Below are 20441 nucleotides of genomic sequence, written 5' to 3' on the forward strand. Positions count from 1 at the left end.
CAAATGCAGCCAGCATTCCTTATATAAGGAATGCTGGCTGCATTTGCTTTAGATGGAGACTAGACCAGTCCGTCGCTCAGGTGGTTAGGAGTACCAAAGCGGTGGGCGGTGATGGACACTGCCTGCTCGTGCAGGAACGGCAGCAACTCCACACGACCGGCAGCGGTCACCGGCGAAGCGTAGATGGCAACATCCGGCTTGCCATCGGTGGCTTCGGCGACGGCCTTCACCGATCCGCCAATCAAGCGGATGCGAGCGGCCGAGTCCGGGCCGGTCTTCGCAGCCAGCTTGGCTGCGTGGGCTGCGAACTGGTCGGCGCTTTCGCGGACCACGGTGACCGAGTTCTCGGCCAGCAAGGTGCGAAGTTCACGTGGAAGTTCAGCATCCAGGGACAAGCGGACACGCGAACCAGCGGTCACACCGGCAGCCACCACGCGCAAAGCCTCAGCCAAGCCATGGCCACTGGTCTCCTGCTCGAAGCGGACAGTGACATCCACCGAGCAGTAGCGGAAGACGTTTCGCTCCGAGATCAGTCCCGAACGGTCCTTGGCCTGGTTGAACTCGGTGTTCCACCAGAACTTGTCGCTGCCCAGGGCCGAGGTCAGCCACTGCGCCTGCGATTCATCAAGCTGCGCTGCACCCAGCAACCGCTCGTCGAAACGAGACAGAGCTGCAGTGTCCTTGACCGGTGCATCAACCCAGCTGCCCATGCCAATCAGGTAGTTCGGGCCGCCGGCCTTGGTGCCAGCGCCAATGGCCGACTTCTTCCAGCCGCCAAATGGCTGACGCTGAACGATCGCTCCGGTGATGCCGCGGTTGACGTAGATGTTGCCAGCCTGGATGTTATCCAGCCAGTAGGCCATTTCGCCGCGGTCCAGCGAGTGCAGGCCCGAGGTCAGTCCGTAGTCCACCTCGTTGACGATTTCTACTGCTTCTTCCAGCGTCGCAGCTGTCATCACGCCCAAGATCGGACCGAAGTATTCGGTCTTGTGGTATTCGCTGCCACGCTGCACGCCGTAGCGCACGCCTGGCGAGTAGAGCTTGCCCGAATCGTCGAGCTGCTTCGGCTCGATAGCCCAGCGCTCGCCCTCACCCAGGGTGGTCAAGCCGCGCTTGAGCTTTTCGCCTGGCTCGCCAATCAATGGGCCCATCTGGGATTCGGGATTCCATGGGTAGCCGACCTTCAGCGACTTCACCGCATCGATCAGCTGGTTGTTGAAGCGGCGCGAGTCGGCCACGGTGCCTACCAGGACGACCAGCGAGGCGGCCGAGCACTTCTGGCCGGCGTGGCCGAAGGCTGACTGCACAACGTCGCGGGCTGCCAGATCAAGGTCGGCGTGCGGGGTGACGATGATGGCGTTCTTGCCCGACGTCTCGGCCAGCAGCGGCAGATCCTTGCGGAAGGAGCGGAAGAGCTCAGCAGTTTCGTAGCCACCGGTGAGGATCAACCGGTCAACACGCTCATCGGAGACCAGCTGCTGGCCCAGGGTGCGATCGCCCACGAATACCAGCTGCAGAACATCCTTGGGAACACCTGCATCCCAGAGGCACTGCACCATGACCGATCCGACGCGAGCAGCCTGGGTTGCCGGCTTGATGATCACGGCCGAGCCTGCGGCCAAAGCCGAGAGGGTGGAACCGGCCGGGATGGCCATCGGGAAGTTCCATGGCGGGGTGACCACGGTCAGCTTCGATGGAACGTACTTTGCGCCGTCGACCTCATCGAGTTCGCGGCCCAGCTGCGAGTAGTAGTGGGCGAAGTCGATGGCCTCGGAGATTTCCACGTCTCCCTGGTCGATGGTCTTTCCGCATTCGGAACCCAGGACTTCCAAGAGGGTGGCGCGGCGTTCCTCGAAGAGCAGTCCGGCGCGGTGCAGGATCTCTGCGCGCTGCGCCGAGCCCATCGCCTGCCACGCCTGGGAAGCATCCACGCCCATGGCGATGGCTTCATCCAGTTCGCCGGCGGCGTTGATGGTGTTGGCCTTCACCAGGTCCTTGCCCAGTGCCGAGGCTTCCATCTTGGCCAGGATCTCGCGTCCCCAGGTGCGGTTCTGCATCAGGTCCGGGTCGGTGTCCGGGGTGTTGAAGAATTCCGTGGAGCCATCGGCGAATCCCTCAATGCGGGCCGCAAGTTCTGGATCCTGGACCTGGCGGTTCTGGATGCGGTGCGGGGCAGGGACCTTGTTGGTCAGCGCTTCGAGGGAAGCGAGGAAACGGTTCTTCTCGCGTTCGAAGAGCTGCTCGTTCTTGGACAGCTCGAAGACGGCGGACATGAAGTTGTCCTGGCTGGCGCCTTCTTCCAGGCGGCGGATCAGGTAGGCGATAGCCACATCGAATTCCTGCGGGTGCACCACTGGGGTGTACAGCAATAGCGAGCCGACTTCGCGGCGCACTGCTTCGGCCTGGCCGGTGGCCATGCCCAGAAGCATTTCGAATTCGATGCCGTCGGTGACGTTGCGGGCCTTGGCCAGCAGCCAGGCCAGCGCCACGTCGAAGAGGTTGTGTCCGGCGACGCCGATGCGCACGTTCTTCACATGCTCGGGGCGCAGGGCATATTCCAGCACGGACTTGTAGCTGGTGTCCGAGTCCTGCTTGCTGTGCCAGGTAGCCAGCGGCCAGCCGTGGATGTCGGCTTCCATGGTCTCCATTGGCAGGTTTGCGCCCTTGACCACGCGGACCTTGATCGGCGCGCCGCCGTCGGCCACGCGGGCTGCGGTGAACTCCTGCAATTCGCTCATGGCGGACAGCGCATCAGGAAGGTAGGCCTGCAGAACAATGCCGGCCGGCAAATCCTTGAACTCGGGCTTGGAGAGGATCTGGGTGAAGACCGCAATGGTCAGCTCCAGGTCCTTGTACTCTTCCATGTCCAGGTTGATGAACTTCTTCTTGGGGCTGCTTGCGGCCAGCTCGTAGAGCGGGCTGAGCTTCTCAACAATGTGCTCTACTGCCTCATCGAAAGCCCAGTGGTTGTGCGGGGCCACGGTGGAGGACACCTTGATGGAGACGTAGTCCACGTCGTCGCGGGCCAGCAGCGTGGTGGTGCCTTCCAAGCGGCGGGCGGCTTCGCCCTCGCCGAGGATGGCCTCGCCCAGGAGGTTGACGTTCAGGTTGACGCCTTCGCGCTTGATCTTCTTGATCGCGCCGCCGAGCTTCGCTTCGGAGGCGTCGATGATCAGGTGGCCCACCATCTCGCGCAAGACCTTGCGCGCGATCGGGACGACAACTTGCGGCAGAACCGGTGCCATGACGCCGCCGAGGCCCACAGCCTTGCGCATGTACCACGGAAGGAAGCTTGGAACCTTCGGGGCCAGCTGCTTGAGGTTGGCGGCGGCAACGCGCAGGTCTTCTGGACGGATGACTCCGTCAACAAATCCCACGGTGAAGTCCAAGCCGTTGGGATCCTTGAGCACACCGGCCAGTCGGGCTGCCGCGGCATCAACAGGATAGCTGGAAGCCTCGGTGAGCCAGCGGCGCACCAACGCGATGACATCTTCGGCGACATCTGCCGGAGAGGTAAGCGGGTTGCCCGCAGCATCAACTGCTGCCGGCACGGTGTGCTGGGTGGAGATTGAAGACACTTATTGGTCCCTTCGATGCAAAGTTGTTCAGTCTGGGTTCGGCACCGAACGCTAATGTCGTTATGGCTTTCTGCACGGTGATCCCCGCGGAAAAAAGCTGTGTGCAAATTCGAGTATGACCCCAACTTGCGTTAAGCAAAAGCGAACAAAACCGAAGATATTTGTTCGGGTTTGCTAATGTATTGAGACACATCACATCCAACCCAATAGAACGGCGGAAAACCGGTGCTTGAATTGCGACGATTGCGGCTACTCCGAGAGCTCAGCATCCGCGGAACCATTGCCGAAGTTGCCGACTCGCTGAGGTACTCCCCCTCCTCGGTTTCCCAGCAGCTGAGCCAGCTGGAAGCAGAAGCCGGGGTGCCCTTGCTACGCCGCACCGGGCGCACCCTGAAGCTCACCGCCCAGGCCCAGCTGCTGGTCGCCCACACCGAAACCCTGCTCGAAGCCATGGAGCAGGCCGAAGCCGATTTGGCTGGCACCATGTCCACGGTTGCCGGCACCGTGAGGCTGGCCGTCTTCCAGACCGCGATGCTCGCCCTGATGCCGCCGGTCTTGCGGGAATTGCGCGAAAAATACCCGGAACTCCGGGTGGAAATGAGCCAGCAGGAACCGGCCGACGCGCTGCAGGAAACGAGCAGCCGCAGCTTTGATCTGGTGGTTGCCGAACAATATTCAGGCCATTCGGCCCCGCACTACGCCAGCCTTGACCGCCGCATGCTCACCCACGATCCCATCCGCCTGGCCCTACCGGCGCGGGGAGCGGCAGGCAATGACGATTTCGACCGGGTCACCCTGCTGGAACACGCCGCCACCTTGCCCTGGGTGGTGGAACCAGATGGGGCTGCCAGCCGGCATTGGGCCCTGCAGGCTTGCCGGCTGGCGGGCTTCGAACCGGACCTGCGCTACGAAACCGCCGATCTCCAGGCCCACGTGGAACTGGTCCAGACCGGAAATGCCGTGGCGATGCTCCCGGATCTGGTGCTGCGCTCGAATCACAGCGCCTTGCGCACCGTAGATTTGCCCGGCGCCCCGGCGCGCACCATCTTCACGGCAATGCGTCATTCTTCGACCAAGTCACCGGGGATTCAGGCGGTGCGTAACATGCTGCACGCACAGCCGGGAATGAGTGATGCAGACGACTCCGTAATTTTGGCTACACCCAAAGACTTCGATACGGTCGATTAGGAAAACAAACCATCCTGAAATTTTCGGCACTTGCGACAAACTGCGCAATTCGTGTCATAGTGGTGACTCGCACCACTTGAATCCGCGTCCTGGATCACCCCAGCGATCCGGGACAGCAACGGTAATGAGGAACTATGTCCGACCAGACTTTCCAGATGATTGCGATTGCGATCTACATGGCCGCCATGCTTGGCATCGGCTATGTGGCGTATCGCCGAACCAACAATATCGACGACTACATGCTGGCCGACCGCGGCCTGAAACCCTGGGTTGCCGCGCTCTCTGCCGGCGCCTCCGACATGTCCGGCTGGCTGCTCATGGGCCTTCCCGGCGCCATCTACCTTGGCGGCCTGCATGAGGCATGGATCGCCATCGGCCTGCTCATTGGTGCGTGGCTGAACTGGAAGTATGTCGCTCCGCGACTACGTTCCTACACCGCCATCTCCGAGAACGCGATCACCATTCCCAGCTTCTTCGAGAAGCGGCTGAAGGACAAGGCGCACTTGCTGCGCATCGGTTCTGCCGTGATCATTCTGGTGTTCTTCACGTTCTATGTCTCTTCGGGCATGGTGGCTGCTGGCAAGTTCTTCGACGCATCCTTCGGCTGGCCCTACCTCTCGGGCATGTTCTTCGTCGCCTTCATTACCTTGCTCTACACCCTCTTTGGCGGCTTCCTCGGCGCATCGCTGACCGACATGGTCCAGGGCGTCCTGATGCTCGTTGCATTGATCGCCGTGCCAATTGTTGCCGTGATCAACATGGGCAGCATCGGAGATATCAGCACCAAGATCACCACCATGAACCCGGATGCTTTCAACCTGTTCTCGTCGTTCAACGACAACAGCGCAATCCTGGCGGCAGTCGCCATCTTCTCCACCGCCGCGTGGGGCCTGGGCTACTTCGGCCAGCCACACATCATCGTGCGCTTCATGGCCTTGCGCACCCCAGGCGAGGCAAAAACTGCCCGCCGCATCGGCGTTGGCTGGATGCTCCTGACTACCTTGGGCGCCATTCTTACCGCATTCATTGGAGTCGCGTACTTCGTCGAGAAGCCGCTGGACAAGTCCAGCAGCGAAACCGTCTTCTTGCTGCTGAGCCAGACCTTCTTCCACCCGCTGATTGCCGGCCTGGTGCTCGCCGCTGTTTTGGCAGCGATCATGTCCACCATGTCATCGCAGCTGATCGTTTGCTCTTCGGCACTGGTAGAAGACCTGTACAACATCACCGGCCGCAAGGCTTCGCCGAAGGCACTGGTCAACCTTGGACGTTCCGGCGTGCTGCTCGTGGCTATCGTTGCCGCAGTACTGGCGCTGAACCCGAACTCCTCCATCTTGGAGCTCGTGTCCTTCGCCTGGGCAGGCTTCGGCGCCGCCTTCGGCCCGATCGTCCTGTTGTCGCTGTACTGGCGCAAGCTGACTGCTGTTGGCGGATTCGCCGGCATGGTTTCCGGTGCCGTTGTGGTCTTCATTTGGGGAAACATCAAGCCGCTGTCTTCGGCCATGTATGAAATCGTTCCTGGTTTCATCGTTGCCCTGCTGGTCGCCTGGCTGGTCTCCCGAGCCACCTTCCGGCCAAACCCGACCATCGATGCGGAATTCACCGAGATGGAAAAGGAAGTCGGTTCGAAGGTCACTGCCTAGGAATCCACTGATCAAGCTTCCCGCAGCTGCAACCCGCAATGGTGCGCAGCTGCGGGAAGCTTTTTTCATACCCCACGGGCCTTGATGTCGCACCTGCATAACCGTCCCGGGCGCAGTAGCCTTGAGCTATGCCCGATGTCCCGAGCTGGAAGGAACTTTCACGATGAGCACCCAGAATAAATTCACCCACTGGCAGCGCACCGAAACCCAGTTCCTGGCCGCAGATCCCAAAGCTGTCTACTCCATCGTCGGCAACCTGTCCCAAACCGGCCTGTGGATGAAAAGCTTCGAGGGCTTTGTCGTCCATGACGACCAGCGTGGAGTTGGCACAAAGGTAGATCTCCTGCCACCTGGCAAGCTGTTTGGCCCCCTGCACCGGAGCACCGCACCGTCCGGAACCATCACCCGGCGAAATCATCAAACCCGAATGGTCGAGTTCACCCAGCCGCAGCCGGCAGGCGAAATGGCCCTGCGCTGGCAAGTTGACGATCATGAAAACGGCTGCCTGGTGCACTTCACCGTTCGCCTCTCCGGCCCGGGCACCGCAGCCTTTAAATTCACCGTGGCCAATGCCCTGTGCAAGGACTTCGCTGTTGCCGCAGCACGCCTGTACAAGATCGTGGCTCCGACCGCGCACCGCAAGCGCGATGCCCAGATTGTCATTTCCGGCGGCCGCGGATTCCTTGGCCGCAACCTCGCTGCCGACCTTGTCTGCCGGGGAATGTCGGTGGCTGTCCTCACCCGCAAAGTCGAGACCGATTTCCCTGCCGAGCAATTCATCTGGGATGGCGTGCATCAAGGACCATGGACCGGTGTGCTGCGCAGCGATCTCCCGGTTCATCTGATCAACTTGGCTGGCGAGCGTGTGGACAAGCGCAATACTCCACAGAATATAGCGGCCCTCACCGATTCACGCGTGACCTCCACACAGACCTTGGCGCAGGCCGCAGCGGCAGCACCAACGCTGGCCACCTGGATCCAGTCGAGCACCACAGCGATCTTTGGCGATGCCGGTGAAGCCGAGCTGACCGAGTCCAGCCCCATCCCCAGCGACCACCGAGCGCTTCCGGAAATGACCGGCGTCGCCTCGGCCTGGGAGCAAGCCTTTAATGAGGCCGAGGTGAACGCCGCCCAACGTTACATCCTGCGCACCTCCCTGGTAATGCACCCGGATGCCCCCTTGCTCGGGCCGCTGAACATGCTGGTCAATACCGGCTTGGGCGGCCCCATGGGCAATGGCCAGCAGTGGTTCAGCTGGATCGGCTTGCAGGATTGGCTGCGCCTGATTCGTTGCATGCTCGGAATTGAATCACCGCAGATTCCCGCAGGTTTGGTTCATGGAACCAGCCCCGTGCCCTTGCGCAATGCCCAGGTCATGGCTGCACTGCGTTCAGTCGCAGGACTGCCGGGGCTGCCCACCGGCTCGGTACTGCCCAAGATCGGCGCGGCCGTCATGGGTTCGAATGCGCGCGTCGCATTGACCGGGCGAAAGGTCACCAGCGAGGTTCTGGACAAGGCGGGATTTGAATTCCAGGAAACGGATTTCGCTGCCACCATCGCTGGCTAGACTCTCGAAATAGTCGGTAACGTTGCCTGCTTATTGGCCCCGTATTTTTATCTTTCTCCTAGTCATAGGTCAAAGACGAAGATCCGGGGCCAATGTTCACCGCGCGTTCACCGCAAAAGCCACTGTTGCTCACGATGGGACTTGAGCATGAAACTGTCACGCATTCTCTCGTGCCATCGCCCCTCCTTCAGACAGTTTCAAAGGACAGCAACACATCATGGCCAATATCCTTGAAGCCCACGCCCCGGCTTCTCGTCCCCGCATGCCCAAGCCAAGCGATTTGGACAAACTGCGCCATAAGGCGCGCACCGCTACAGATCATCTGAGCGCCAACGTCGCTGTTGATGCCGCCTACAATCAGGAATTGCCTGAGGAGATCTCCTCCAGGGTCCTGCCCTTTGAACGCAAGCTTAAGAACATGAGCGAAGTGCGCCATTTCTTCCGCACCAACAAGACTCCGATTTTTTTCCTCGGTGCTACCCCGGTCAATCTGCTGGGACTGGACCGGTGGGTCCGCAAATTCAGCTACATCACCTACTACGACGGTTGGGATGGCCACCATCCCCGGGTCTTCACACCAGCTGAGAAGCCCTACATCGAATTCCAAAGCGCTGAGGAAATCAACAACTGGCTGCTGGAAAACCCCGAGGTACGCGAATACATCGACTCCCAGTGCACCCCCGGCGGGCCACGCCCCAAGATCGCCATGGTGTTCTTCGACGAGGACACCGAAGCGATCTGCGAAGAACTCGGATACGACCTGATCCTGCCTTCAGCCGCCCTGCGCGAGGAACTGGATTCAAAGATTGTCACCACCAAGCTTGGCAACGCCGCAGGTGCTCCTTCGGTTCCCAACGTCCTGGGCACAGCATCCAGCTATGAAGAGCTCATGGAGTTGGCCGATGAAGCCGGACTCGGCGATGACCTGGTAGTTCAAACCCCATATGGCGACTCGGGCAAGACCACGTTCTTCATTGATTCCAAGCAGCAGTGGAAGCAGCACTCCAAGAACATCATCGGCGAAGAGCTGAAGGTCATGAAACGGATTAACAACCAGCCGGTTGCTGTGGAAGCAGTGCTCACTGGCTGCGGCACCGTGGTGGGGCCGATCCTGACCGAACTCGCCGGCTACAAGGAATTGACCCCGTACAAGGGTGGCTGGTGCGGCAACGAGATGCACCCCGATGTGCTCACCGATTCGCAGCGCTCGCGCACCATCGATCTGGTCCGCAAGGTGGGCAACGGCTTGCAAAGCGCGGGCTACCGCGGATTTTTCGAGGTTGATGTCCTCGTTGACACCGATACGGACGAGGTATACCTCGGTGAGCTGAACCCGCGAATCTCCGGTGCCAGCGCCATTACCAACGTCACTGCTGGCGCCTACGCGGATGTCCCGCTGTTCCTCTTCCACCTCCTTGAATTCTTGGATGTCGAATTCGACTTGGATGTTGATGAGATCAACGCACGCTGGGAGGAGATGAGCGGGGCCGATATCTGGAGCCACATGATCATCAAGGAAACCGATGACATTCTCCAGTACATTACCCATGCACCGCGCACGGGAAAGTACTTCCTTGATTCACGAGGCAAGCTGCAGTTCTCCCGCGCTGCGCTGGACTGGCACCAGCTCCAATCGCATAAAGAAGCATTCTTCCTGCGCATTTACGGCGTAGAAGACTATCGCTGGAAAGGGGCCGACCTTGGGGTCCTGGTCACCAAGGCCAAACTTCAGTACGAAGGCAAGAAGAAAACCAAGCTCAGCATTGATGCCAAGCACTTCATCGCCTCGATCCGCTCCCAGTACAAGGGCATTGACGTTCCAACGGCAGAGCATGGCAACTGAGGCCACCGATGCCGCCGCACCACAGTCGGCCAACACCTCCGGCAGCTCCAGCACTGCGCTGAACATTGCCACCTGGCAGTACCCGCAGAACATCAAGCGCTCCTTCCAGAACATTGCCCGCATCCACCCCACCGTGAAGGTCTCCCGCGGCGACGGGCCGATTGTGAAACTGCATTTAGCCGAAGAAAAAATGGGAAAGCTGGAAGTAGCCAAGGCCAGCATTACCGACCCGGCGCTGACCGTGCGCGGGGTGATGCACGCGACCAACACCGACGCGGTGCTGATCATGCACAATGGCAGGATTCTCTGGGAAAAGTACTACAACACCATGACCTCGCTGACCGATCATTTGCTGATGTCCGTGAGCAAAACCCTGGTCGGCACCTTGGCAGGAGCGCTGATTGATGCGGGGCGCCTGGATCCCGAGCAGGAAGTCACCACCTACGTGCCAGCGCTGGCTACCAGCGGCTATGCCGGAGCACGGGTGCGCGACATTCTGGATATGCGCTCGGGCATCAAATTCTCTGAAGAGTACCTGGACCCGGGCGCGGAAGTCCGGTTGCTCGAAGAGGCCATCGGCTGGGCACCCGACCACGGAACTGTCGGCCCCATTGGCATGTACGAATTCTTGCGGACCTTGCAGGCCAAGTCGGCTCACGGTGGCGCTTTCGAGTATCGCTCTTGTGAAACTGATGTTCTGGGCTGGGTACTGGAATCTGCTGGTGGTGCGCCGATGCAGGAACTGCTCGCGGAGAGCATCTGGTCAAAAATTGGTGCACAGCAGGACCTGGTCATGGGCGTGGACCAATTCGGAACCGGAATGTTCGATGGCGGTTTTAATGCCACTCTTCGGGACCTCGCGCGCTTCGGGCATATGTACGTCAACGGCGGCAGGGCCTTGACCGGAAAACAGGTCGTTTCCGAAAACTGGCTGGCCGACACCTTCGCTGTGGACCCGTTGCAGATGCAGGCCTTTGCCCAATCCCCCACCGACAACATGATGCCTGGCGGCCGATATCGCAACCAGATCTGGTTTCCCAACCCTGCCACCAATGCCGCGGTGGCCTTGGGAATCCATGGCCAGATGATCTATATGGATCCGGCAACGAAATTGGTGGCCGTGAAGCTGTCGAGCTGGCCCTTGCCGCAGGATGCGTCCAAGCTCTTCCCTACCATCAGGGCTTTTGAAGCAGTCTCAAATCATTTGGCTGCCCAACAATAACGGCTCAATCCACAGCCTGAAAGGCACCCGCTTTCGCGGGTGCCTTTCAGGCTGTGGAGCCTATTCCATTGAACCGGCTGGTTTCAGCTCTTCCAGGGATTCATGGGTAAACACCTGATAGCCGAGATCCTGGTGATACCCATGGATCTCGCGCGTATCCAGCCGGTCCATGTAATCCAGGATGTTCAAGGTGACTACCTGGCCTGGCACCAGCACCGGGAATCCTGGCGGATATGGAGTGACGAACACGGCCGAAACGATCTGCTCCCCCGCGATAATCCTTGTGCGGATCTGTGCCGAAGACAGGAAGTGCGTCGCCGGGTCCTGATAGGTCAGGTAGTAGGCCTTGCGCAGATCGCCGCTGCCGCCTCCGGTATCGAATTCCGGCGCGAAGAAACTGAAGTCCGGAAGGCAGACCTGTTGCTGAGCGGCAGTCTTGCCCATGGCCAGTACTCGCCCGTCAAGACGCTTTTTCCGTTCCAGCTCCTCGACGATTTTGACCAGGACCTCAATCAGGTGCGCCACGGCGGAACGCGTGGTTCCGATATTGGTCATCAGCAGCACCGAGGTGCGGCTGGTCTTGTTGACCTGGATGGAATGCCCGTCCATCAGGTACTGGTGCTTGAAGGTATCCCCGTCGACGCCAGTTCTGCTGATGTCCAAGGTCAACCGGGACGGATCCACCACGAACTCGTCGTTTTTCCAGGCCTCGTCCCATGCGGCCAAGCCGTCGCGTACCGGCGTCGCACTGGTGGAGTGCCGGTATTCGTCAGGAATCAGATCCTTGGAGTCCAGGATCCGGAAGTACTTGCCCAGCAGCGCGTTGCGGGCCATGGCCCGGCAGATGGACTGCGCCAAATCCACCTGGCGCTGCACCAGGGCATAGCCTTCCAGTTCCGCTTGGCGTCGGCCGATGTCCAATGATGCCAAAATCTGATAGTTCGGCGAGGTTGACGTGTGGGTCATGTAGGCCTCGCGGAATGCGTTGAGATTGCGCATCGCAAAGTCTTGGTCAAAGACGTGGATCATGGAGCCCTGGCGCAGCGAGGTCAGCGTCTTGTGCGTAGATTGGGTGGAGTACACGCGCAAACGAACCTGTTCGGGATCAGGAATCAAACGCGTGTTCAGCCATGCCTCATCATTTTCTGGCCGGTCGCTGGTGCCAGGCGCTGGCAGGTCCTTGGCTTGCCGGGCATGGCGCTGCCGGTACTCCTGCGTTTCCATGTCCTCTTCCAGCACCTTGGCAACGCTCATGGCGGTGCGCTGCCGGTAGACCGGATGGAAGCTGGCGAAGGCAAACCACGCTTCATCCCATAGGAAGACAAGGTCTGGTTTGATGGCCAGGCACTCTTCCATGACCCTGCGCGGGTCGTAGATGATGCCGTCGAAGGTGCAGTTGGTCAGGGTCACCATCTTGACCTTGTGCAGCAGTCCTTCGCGCCGCAATTGCAGCAGCCGGGCTTTGATGTCCCGCAGTGGCACGGCTCCATACATGGAGTGCTCGTTCAGCGGGTAGGCCTCAAGGTAGCTCACGTGGGCCCCGGCGAGCACTAGTGAATAGTGGTGGGACTTGTGGCAGTTGCGGTCCACCAAGACAATGTCGCCTGGAGCCAGAATCGATTGGTGAACGATCTTGTTGGCCGTCGAGGTTCCATTGGTGACGAAGTAGGTGCGGTGGCTGCCAAAGGCACGGGCCGCCAATTCATGGGCTTTCTTGATCGAGCTCTGCGGATCCAGCAACGAGTCCAGGCCTCCGGAGGTCGCGGAGGTTTCTGCCAGCAGCAGGTTCTTGCCGTAGAAATCAACGAGGTCGCGGGCCCACGGCGAATTCTGCACCGATCCCGCTCGAGATATAGGCATGGCGTGGAATACTCCGCCAGGCCGCTTGGCGTACTTCTGCAGGGCATTGAAAAACGGTGTGTGATACCGCTCGGTCACCTCGGCGATGATCGACAAGTGCAAATCCATGCCGTCATTGCGCGAGAAGATGCGACGGAACCGCCCTGTGATCTCATGGGCAATGGATTCCAATGCGACACCGGCCATCAGGTACACCGGGATCTGCGGATGCAATTTATCCATGATCTCTTCCAGATCCAGCAGGCGCTGGATCTGCCGGGTGGATTCGAAGTAGCCGGCGGTGCGGTTCACAATGAATTTATGCAGCGTCGATGAGAGCCTGCGTCGGGTGGCCAGTTCAAAGCGCGCGGTGAGTACCACGCCCTGGATGCTTGGATTGATCAAGACGGCAGCGAGGGCATCTTCGACGCTGGGCACCACAATGAAGTTGTAGTGGAATGGATCGGTACGCTGGCGTTGTGCTGCCAGTTCTTCGGTGAATTGCCCAATTTCATCGGTCGGCCCATTATCCAGAAGGAGGATCTCCACCATTGGCACATGGGGTTTGGCTCCGCCCGCAGCACCGCCGCCCAGGTCTTCGGGGTCTGTCCGGACGCTGTCGTGGCCGTCCAGATCCATATACTGAGTGATAGTCCTGAACGACTGGTTGGCCTGGTAGACCAGCTGCATGGCATCGGCGTAACGGCCGGTGGACATGAGCCCGGCTACATCGTTGAAATAGTCCAGTCCCGGGTTAGCCCAATAGGGTTCAATGGAAGCCAAGAGGCCCAGCAGCCGGCCAGCTTCCAATTCATGTTCCTTGCGGCCGGGTTCATCTTGATGTTCCGAGGAAATCTCGCTCAGCATGTAGCCGAGGTGCTCCCACGCGTCTTTGCGTTTTCGCCATGCGCTTTCCGGAGTGGCGACGGCTTGGTTCTTCCCGTAGGTCAACCTCTTGCTCACGGTTGCCGGTATTCCTTTCACCCTGCATGGTTAACTGGTTGTTAACCTCCTGGGTGGTTTTCAGCGCACCCAGTACGGCGAGAGTATGTCACTACCGGGCAGTAGCAGGGCCAAAATCAGCATGTTACGCAGTTTGATTGCGGCCATGCCTAAGATTCATCCGGCATTCACCCATTCCTCTGCCACGGTGAATACCAGTCGCAGGAGATCTGAATCCCAGTTGAACTCCTGGTGTCCCGACGCAGCAGCATGGCCATCGCACTAGCCGCTGATCAAGCGTCCGCCGCGTTTCCGGGCGCTCACCACCAGCGAAGTCTTGACCTGCAGCATCGAGTCGCCCCACGAGCTGTGGGAGATGAATTCATAGAGCTCGGCCTGGCTGGCAACCGTCACGTCGACCACCAGCTGGCAGTCTCCAGCCACCGCCGCCGCATAACGCACTTCCGGGCGCAGGGCCAGTCGCTGGCCCAATTTCTCGACTTGGGACGGCGCCGTGGATACCCAGAGCAAGGCCTCGACCGGAAGCCCCACGGCCAGGGGTTCCACCACGGCGCGGATGGCGATCTGGCCCGTTGACAGCAGCCAATCGATCCTCCGCGCAACGCTGGTCTCGCTCATCGCCACCCGGCGGGCGATCGATTCATAGCTGGCCCTTCCGTCCTCCTGCAAGGCGGCGATGATTTGCTCGTCCTTCGGTGTGAGCCCAGGCTCGATGCGCCAAGTGGTGATATCCGGGCTGGCTTGCAGAGCCTGCTCTTCGGCAGGCTTGAGTGAACCCAGGCGCCACCCGCGAATGGTCTTGAAGTATTTCAGAACCGGAAAGACCACGATCGAGGCGACCCCCGGGGTCGCTGGCAATTCTACGGAGAGCATCTCGGTCACATCGCCGCTGTAGTGCATTTCAACAACGAGGTCCTCCCTGCCGGTGACCTGGTAGGAGAAACTGGTATCCGGCCGGGTAGACAATGATTCACTGGCAATTCGGCCGGTCCCCGGTGCACAAGTGCAAGCGATCAGCAGCGAATGCTCGCGGTGGCGAATCGCTGCCACGGTCACCAGGCCCTGTTCCAGGAGCCACGCCCCGTGGCGGGCGACCGAGCGCTCAGGCAAATCCAGTGCTGCGGAAATTTTCCGCCACGTGGCCCGGCCATCAACCTGGAGGGCGGCAATAATGCGGCGCTGCACAGTGCTCAGTTCTGTCATCCGTTCCCCTCTGCTGGTCTTTTGGCGGCGCCCGCGCGAGCCAAGCTCAGGCTGCGGATACTGCACCCCTGGCCTCCACACCAGGTGCACCGGAGCAGTGCTCACATCATACTCTGCCGGGCCCATGACCAGCGCTGGGCCCGCACTTCGAGCCGAAGGCTCAGGCGCTGGCGGTCTTGACGGGACTGGCTGCCACCGAGGCCGGATCCGTGGCCAGGGCCGGCGCCTGGTCGGCAAAACGGGTCATCTGCTCGTAGCCGGCCGCCCAATTCAGAAGCTGGACGTCCTGGTAGTGGTTGGCCGCCAGCTGCCATCCCACTGGGAGCCCGGACTCGGTGAAGCCGCCAGGCATGGCGATGACCGGCAGGCTGGTGGCCGAGAGCAGGCAGGCCGAGCGCATCCAGTCCAGATAGGTTTCGGCCTGGGTACCCGCGATTTGCTCAGGCCAGCGCTGCGTGGCGTCGAAAGGCAGCACCTGCGTCGCCGGGGAGAGGAACAAATCGAAGCGCGAGAAGAAGCCCTGCACCGCGTGCTCCAGCCGGGTGCGGGCCGCCACGGTTGAAATCATGGCCGGACCGTCAAGGTCCATTCCCTTCTTGACGTTCCAGAGGACTTCCGGCTTGATCAGCGCGCCGTGGCTGCGCACCAAGCCGCCCAGATTGGTGGCGAAATCGAAGGCCCGGGTATTTCCGAAGACCTCGTCGGCATCTGCGAAATCGATGCTTGCTTCTTCCAGGATGGCGCCGGCAGCCTCGAAGACCGAGAGCTGGCGCTGCAGGACCTCGATCACCTCTGGCTCCACCGGGACGCCGATCCCGAAGTCGAAGCTGTAGCCGATCCGGACCCCGCGAAGATCAGGTACTGGAGTTCCGAAGTCGCTGGCGGCCAGCGTGTTCGGGGTCGGGAGCCTGTCATCTCCCGCGCTGGCGCGCATGAACAGCGCAATATCTTCCACCGTCCGGGCGATCGGGCCGGAGCGGGCCAGCCATGAGTAGGCATTTCCCTTGGCCTCCAGGGGAATTACTCCGTAGGAGGGCCGGAAGCCGATGACATTGCAGAAGCTGGCCGGGATGCGCAGCGAACCGCCCATATCCGATCCATCGCCCAGCGGCTGGATCCGGGCGGCGACCGCGGCGGCTACGCCGCCCGAGGAGCCTCCGGCGGAGCGGTCCACCGCGTAGGGATTGGTCGTCGTGCCGAAGAGCTCATTGAAGGTGTGCGATCCGGCTCCGAATTCCGGGACATTGGTCTTGCCGCTCCTGATCGCTCCCGCAGATGCCAGACGGGCGATCTGCAGGTCGTCCTGCTCGGGGACGTTGTCCTTCAAGGCCAGCGATCCCTGGGTGGAGAGCAGGCCGGCAGTGTTAAAAGTGTCCTTGTGCGTCATGGGCAACCCATGGAGCACGCCGGTCGGCTCATTTCTCGCCGTGGCTTCGTCGGCCTCTGCCGCCTTGATCCGTGCGCGCTCGAAATCCTTGATGACCACCGCATTGATCTGGCTGTTCACTTCATCGATGGCCTGGATGTGGCTCTCCAGGGCTTCGCGGGCAGAGAGGTCGCGGCTGCGGATCTTGGCGGTCAACTCAGTGGCGCTCAGTTGCTGGATCTCATTCATGGAAGTGCCTTTCTGGCGGATAACTGCAGTGCGATATATGTCACAATCCTCCATCCTTCCTGACCGCAAATGGAATAGTTCCCATGAAAACTCACCATTTTGGAGGATTTGGCCAGATTCATGGCCAGATCCGGCATTCCTTGCCATCGACGTTTTTCAGGAGGACTCTTGTATCAAACGAGACCTGCATCACACCATGCTGGTCCACATCAAAGGAGTTCCGATGCACTTCCCGCTTTCGGCCGGCGATCCAGGCTCTACGGACATCTGGGCCATCGCCAACAGCCCCTTCCTATGGTTCTGTGCACTGGGCGTCTTCGCCGTGATCTTCATCCAGACCATCCTCTACGTCCGGGCCGCCAAGGCTGCGGCTCCCCATATCGACATGCCGGTGCGCGAAGTCAAGGAGGCCTTCCGCGCCGGCGCCGTCGCCTCGATCGGCCCCTCGCTCTCGGTGGTACTGGTGGCCATCGCGCTGCTGGCCCTGTTCGGCACCCCGGCGGTGCTCGTGCGCATCGGGCTGATCGGCTCTGCTTCAACGGAAACGGCCAGCGCCAACCTGGCCGCCCAATCCATGGGCTCCATGCTCGGCGGGGATACCTACACCCAGCAGGTCTTCGCCGTGGCCTTCATGGCCATGAGCCTCTCGGGCGGCATGTGGATGCTATGCACACTGCTGCTGACCCCGATCCTGAAGCGCGGCGGAAAGACCCTGGCCAAGCGCAACCCTGCGGCCATGGCCTTGATTCCAACCGCGGCCCTGCTCGGAGCCTTCAGCATGCTGACCATCGCCGAGATCCCCAAATCCAGCATCCACATGACGCTGGTGCTGATATCGGCCACCTCCATGGCCTTGTTCCTCTTCCTCGCCAAGGTGCTCAACGCCAAATGGCTCAAGGAATGGGCCCTGGGTTTCGCGATCCTAATTTCGATCGCCGCCGGCTACCTGATGCACACCGCATAGCGGAATTGAAAGGACAGAACCCATGAGCTCTCCAGCAATGACCCAAGCAGACGCCTCGATGGCCCGCTTCGAGCAGCAGACCACGCGCTACGGCTCGCTGACCATGGCCGCAGGCCTGGTCTTCTCGCTGCTCGGCCCGATCTACCTGGTCTTCTTCGCAGGACTCGATATCAGCCCTTCGATGATCTGGGTGGCCTTCGCCGCTGTCGCGGCCACGTTCGGGATCTTCTGGTTCGTCGAGCCGCTGACCTACTTCCCGATCCTGGGCTCGGCCGCGATGTACCAGGCCTTCATGATCGGCAATATCTCCAACAAGTTGCTGCCCGCGGCCATCGTGGCCCAGTCGGCCATCAATGCCAAGCCCGGCACCCGGCGCGGCGACCTGGCCTCGGTGATGGCCATCGGCGGCGCGGCTACCGTCCACCTGACCAGCCTCCTGGTCTTCGTCGGCATATTCGGATCATGGCTGGTCTCGATCATCCCCGCCGAGATGATCGAAGTCGCCCGCCTTTACATCCTGCCCGCCTTGATGGGAGCAGTGCTGGTCCAGGCCATCGTCGCCATGAAGCAGGTCCGTCCAACCATCGTCGCCATTGCCCTGTCGCTGCTCATGTACTTCGTGGTGATTCCGCTGGTTCCATCCCTTGCCCTGTTTGGCACGGCGCTGGTTGTGCTCTTCTCCATCATCGTTTCGTGGATCGTACGCGACCGCAACGCCGTCCACGCCCCAGCTGCCGACTAAGAGGAATCACCATGACTACAGAACACGCCGCCGCCCTGCGAACCGTCCTGACCGACGAAGAAGCCGGGATCATGCACGAGATGTACCGCCACCTGCATGCCCATCCGGAGCTGTCAATGCAGGAACACCAGACGGCCGCCTATATCGGCCAGCAGCTCGATGCCCTGGGCATCGAAAACTTCCTCTGCGGAGGAACCGGAGTGGTCGGCATCCAGCGCAATGGCGAAGGCCCGGTGGTCGCATTCCGTGCCGACACCGATGGCCTGCCAATTGCCGAGGATACGGGGGCCGACTACGCCTCGACGGTTCGCGGCGAGCTGGCCGATGGTACCGATGTGCCTGTGATGCATGGCTGCGGCCATGACACCCACGTCACCGCGGCCCTCACGGCAGCCGCCCGGCTGGCCGAGCAGACTGCGGCATGGGGCGGAACCATCGTCTGGATCTTCCAGCCGGGCGAGGAAACCAGCGCCGGGGCCAGGGCCATGCTCGATGACGGGCTCTGGGACAAGGCCCCGATGCCCTCCATCATCCTCGGGCAGCATGTCTTCCCCTTCGCCGCCGGATCCATCGGGCTCACCAGCGGCCCGGCCATGGCCATGGCCGATTCGTTGAAGGTGACCCTGCATGGCAAGCAGTCCCACGGCTCACAGCCGCAGGACTCGATTGATCCGATCGTCCAGGGCGCCCACACCATAACGCGCCTGCAGACTCTGGTCTCGCGCGAAGTGCACCCGCAGAGTCCTGCGGTGCTCACCTGCGGGTCCTTCCATGCCGGGCTGAAGGAGAACATCATTCCGGACCGGGCGGAATTCACGCTGAACATCCGGACCTTCGACGAGCCGACCCGTGCGCAGATCCTGGACGGGGTCAAGCGCATCGTGCAGGCCGAAGCAGTCGCATCCAACGCCCCGGAGCCGGAAATCGAAGCCCTGAATTCCTTCCCCAAGCTGCACAACAACCCCGAGCACACCCAGCGTGTCAGGCAGGCGCTCATCGGCGAACTGGGCGATGCGCAGGTCGTCGACCTGCCAGCGGCGATGGGTTCGGAGGATTTCGGTGCGCTGGGCGACGACATCTCGGTTCCCTACGTGTACTGGTTCTTTGGCGGGTTTCTCCCACGAGAAGACGCTCCGCCGGTCAACCACTCGCCCTTCTTCCTGCCGGACTACGAGCTCTCCTTGGCCACCGGGGTGCGTGCCGCCTTGGCCGGGCTGGGGCACTACCTGGTTCGGTAGCTAGCCGGAAACTGCTGCCTGCTATAGCTGCGTGCGCCCATCGAGGTAGGCGCGCAGCACCTGCAGGACACCGTGATCGGTGTTGGCTGGCGCAGTGAAGTTCGCTGCGGCTGCCACCTCGGGATGGGCATTGGCCATGGCGAAGGAATAGGTGGCAGCCTTGATCATTTCCAGATCATTGGGATAGTCGCCAAACACCACCGTTTCGTCATCGCTGATGCCCAGTTCGCTTTGCAGGGCGCCTAGTGCCAGTCCCTTGTGCACGCCGTGGTTCATGGCATCCACCCAGTGGCTTCCGGAGATGACCACCTGCAGAGGGACATCGAGCGCAGCCGCCATTTCCTGGACCTTGCTGGTGCCCACGTTCACGGCCATCTTGATGATCTCGTCCCCAACGTCATTGAGGTTCTGAACCACCTGCACCGCCCGGTAGTACGGCGCGACAGCGTCGGCGAACTTCTGGTCCTGGCGCTCCACGTAGGCCGTGCGGCGACCGCACAGCACCAGTCCGGCATCCAGCCCGCCCTGCTGGCGCACGGTCTCGATCACCGCGTTCACCGAATCGCGATCAATGATGTTGGAGTAGATTTCGTTCTCCCCATCCATGACAACGGTGCCGTTTTCGGCGATGATGGCGATCTCTCCGAGCTGGGCGAATTGTTCGCGCAAGGTGGCGAACTGCCGTCCGGATGCAGGCACGAACTTGATGCCACGGGTCTGCAGCTGGTCGATCACGCCCCAAGCCTCATCGGGGATTTGACCGTCACCGTCCAAAAAGGTGCCATCCATGTCGACGGCAACGAGTTTGATCTGGGCGTTCGGGTCAATCGTATGCATGT

The 20441-nt window shown here is 61.0% G+C and carries 13 protein-coding genes; 8 read left to right on the forward strand and 5 right to left on the reverse strand.

What is annotated here, in order from left to right:
* Window positions 1–59: 59 nt before the first annotated feature.
* Window positions 60–3578: a proline dehydrogenase family protein gene (locus AC6CHO_RS14405; RefSeq protein WP_498215951.1), complete on the reverse strand. Its 3519-nt coding sequence runs from the start codon at window positions 3576–3578 to the stop codon at window positions 60–62.
* Window positions 3579–3803: 225 nt separating this feature from the next.
* Between AC6CHO_RS14405 and AC6CHO_RS14410 the strand changes: the two genes are divergently transcribed.
* The 5 genes from AC6CHO_RS14410 (at window position 3804) to AC6CHO_RS14430 (ending at window position 11038) form a co-directional block, all read left to right on the forward strand.
* Complete coding sequence (locus AC6CHO_RS14410) at window positions 3804–4766, forward strand: LysR family transcriptional regulator (RefSeq protein WP_498215953.1); 963 nt, start codon at window positions 3804–3806, stop codon at window positions 4764–4766.
* A 134-nt stretch (window positions 4767–4900) separates the two neighbouring features.
* Window positions 4901–6406, forward strand: coding sequence for a sodium/proline symporter PutP (gene putP / locus AC6CHO_RS14415; protein ID WP_498215955.1), 1506 nt, complete (start codon window positions 4901–4903; stop codon window positions 6404–6406).
* 163 nt (window positions 6407–6569) lie between these two features.
* Window positions 6570–7973: an NAD-dependent epimerase/dehydratase family protein gene (locus tag AC6CHO_RS14420; protein WP_498215957.1), complete on the forward strand. Its 1404-nt coding sequence runs from the start codon at window positions 6570–6572 to the stop codon at window positions 7971–7973.
* 217 nt (window positions 7974–8190) lie between these two features.
* The gene (locus AC6CHO_RS14425) at window positions 8191–9816 is read left to right on the forward strand and encodes a biotin carboxylase (RefSeq protein ID WP_498215959.1); all 1626 of its coding nucleotides are present in this window, start codon (window positions 8191–8193) and stop codon (window positions 9814–9816) included.
* Complete coding sequence (locus tag AC6CHO_RS14430; protein ID WP_498215961.1) at window positions 9806–11038, forward strand: serine hydrolase domain-containing protein; 1233 nt, start codon at window positions 9806–9808, stop codon at window positions 11036–11038. Before AC6CHO_RS14425 ends, AC6CHO_RS14430 begins: the two co-directional genes overlap by 11 nt.
* A 60-nt stretch (window positions 11039–11098) precedes the next feature.
* Here the strand turns inward: AC6CHO_RS14430 and AC6CHO_RS14435 are convergent, their stop codons facing one another.
* From AC6CHO_RS14435 to AC6CHO_RS14445, 3 genes are all read right to left on the reverse strand, one after another.
* Window positions 11099–13840 (reverse strand): aminotransferase class I/II-fold pyridoxal phosphate-dependent enzyme, encoded by a 2742-nt coding sequence (locus tag AC6CHO_RS14435; protein ID WP_498215963.1) that lies wholly within the window; start codon window positions 13838–13840, stop codon window positions 11099–11101.
* 261 nt (window positions 13841–14101) lie between these two features.
* Window positions 14102–15043: an Lrp/AsnC family transcriptional regulator gene (locus AC6CHO_RS14440; protein ID WP_498215965.1), complete on the reverse strand. Its 942-nt coding sequence runs from the start codon at window positions 15041–15043 to the stop codon at window positions 14102–14104.
* Between the two features lie 160 nt (window positions 15044–15203).
* On the reverse strand, window positions 15204–16658 hold the full coding sequence (locus tag AC6CHO_RS14445) for an amidase (protein ID WP_498215967.1): 1455 nt from the start codon (window positions 16656–16658) through the stop codon (window positions 15204–15206).
* A gap of 223 nt (window positions 16659–16881) precedes the next feature.
* On the opposite strand from AC6CHO_RS14445, the gene AC6CHO_RS14450 reads away from it, so the two are divergent.
* The 3 genes from AC6CHO_RS14450 to AC6CHO_RS14460 are packed head-to-tail and all read left to right on the forward strand — an operon-like array spanning window position 16882 to window position 19602.
* Complete coding sequence (locus tag AC6CHO_RS14450; RefSeq protein ID WP_444662188.1) at window positions 16882–17622, forward strand: DUF5058 family protein; 741 nt, start codon at window positions 16882–16884, stop codon at window positions 17620–17622.
* A gap of 22 nt (window positions 17623–17644) precedes the next feature.
* Window positions 17645–18364, forward strand: a complete 720-nt coding sequence (locus AC6CHO_RS14455; protein WP_498215969.1) for a hypothetical protein — start codon at window positions 17645–17647, stop codon at window positions 18362–18364.
* 11 nt (window positions 18365–18375) lie between these two features.
* Window positions 18376–19602, forward strand: coding sequence for an amidohydrolase (locus AC6CHO_RS14460; protein ID WP_498215971.1), 1227 nt, complete (start codon window positions 18376–18378; stop codon window positions 19600–19602).
* A 21-nt stretch (window positions 19603–19623) separates the two neighbouring features.
* Here AC6CHO_RS14460 and AC6CHO_RS14465 read toward each other — a convergent pair whose 3' ends face one another.
* Window positions 19624–20439 (reverse strand): HAD family hydrolase, encoded by an 816-nt coding sequence (locus AC6CHO_RS14465; protein WP_498215973.1) that lies wholly within the window; start codon window positions 20437–20439, stop codon window positions 19624–19626.
* Between the last annotated feature and the right edge of the window lie 2 nt (window positions 20440–20441).

It is taken from the genome of Glutamicibacter sp. GQ173, from assembly GCF_059759215.1.

Excerpts from the sequence above, each read along its gene's own strand:
- putP (WP_498215955.1), top strand. The coding sequence starts at position 4,901 with ATGTCCGACCAGACTTTCCAGATGATTGCGATTGCGATCTACATGGCC.
- AC6CHO_RS14420 (WP_498215957.1), top strand. The coding sequence starts at position 6,570 with ATGAGCACCCAGAATAAATTCACCCACTGGCAGCGCACCGAAACCCAG.
- AC6CHO_RS14425 (WP_498215959.1), top strand. The coding sequence starts at position 8,191 with ATGGCCAATATCCTTGAAGCCCACGCCCCGGCTTCTCGTCCCCGCATG.
- AC6CHO_RS14430 (WP_498215961.1), top strand. The coding sequence starts at position 9,806 with ATGGCAACTGAGGCCACCGATGCCGCCGCACCACAGTCGGCCAACACC.
- AC6CHO_RS14440 (WP_498215965.1), bottom strand. The coding sequence starts at position 15,043 with ATGACAGAACTGAGCACTGTGCAGCGCCGCATTATTGCCGCCCTCCAG.
- AC6CHO_RS14445 (WP_498215967.1), bottom strand. The coding sequence starts at position 16,658 with ATGAATGAGATCCAGCAACTGAGCGCCACTGAGTTGACCGCCAAGATC.
- AC6CHO_RS14450 (WP_444662188.1), top strand. The coding sequence starts at position 16,882 with ATGCACTTCCCGCTTTCGGCCGGCGATCCAGGCTCTACGGACATCTGG.
- AC6CHO_RS14455 (WP_498215969.1), top strand. The coding sequence starts at position 17,645 with ATGAGCTCTCCAGCAATGACCCAAGCAGACGCCTCGATGGCCCGCTTC.
- AC6CHO_RS14460 (WP_498215971.1), top strand. The coding sequence starts at position 18,376 with ATGACTACAGAACACGCCGCCGCCCTGCGAACCGTCCTGACCGACGAA.
- AC6CHO_RS14465 (WP_498215973.1), bottom strand. The coding sequence starts at position 20,439 with ATGCATACGATTGACCCGAACGCCCAGATCAAACTCGTTGCCGTCGAC.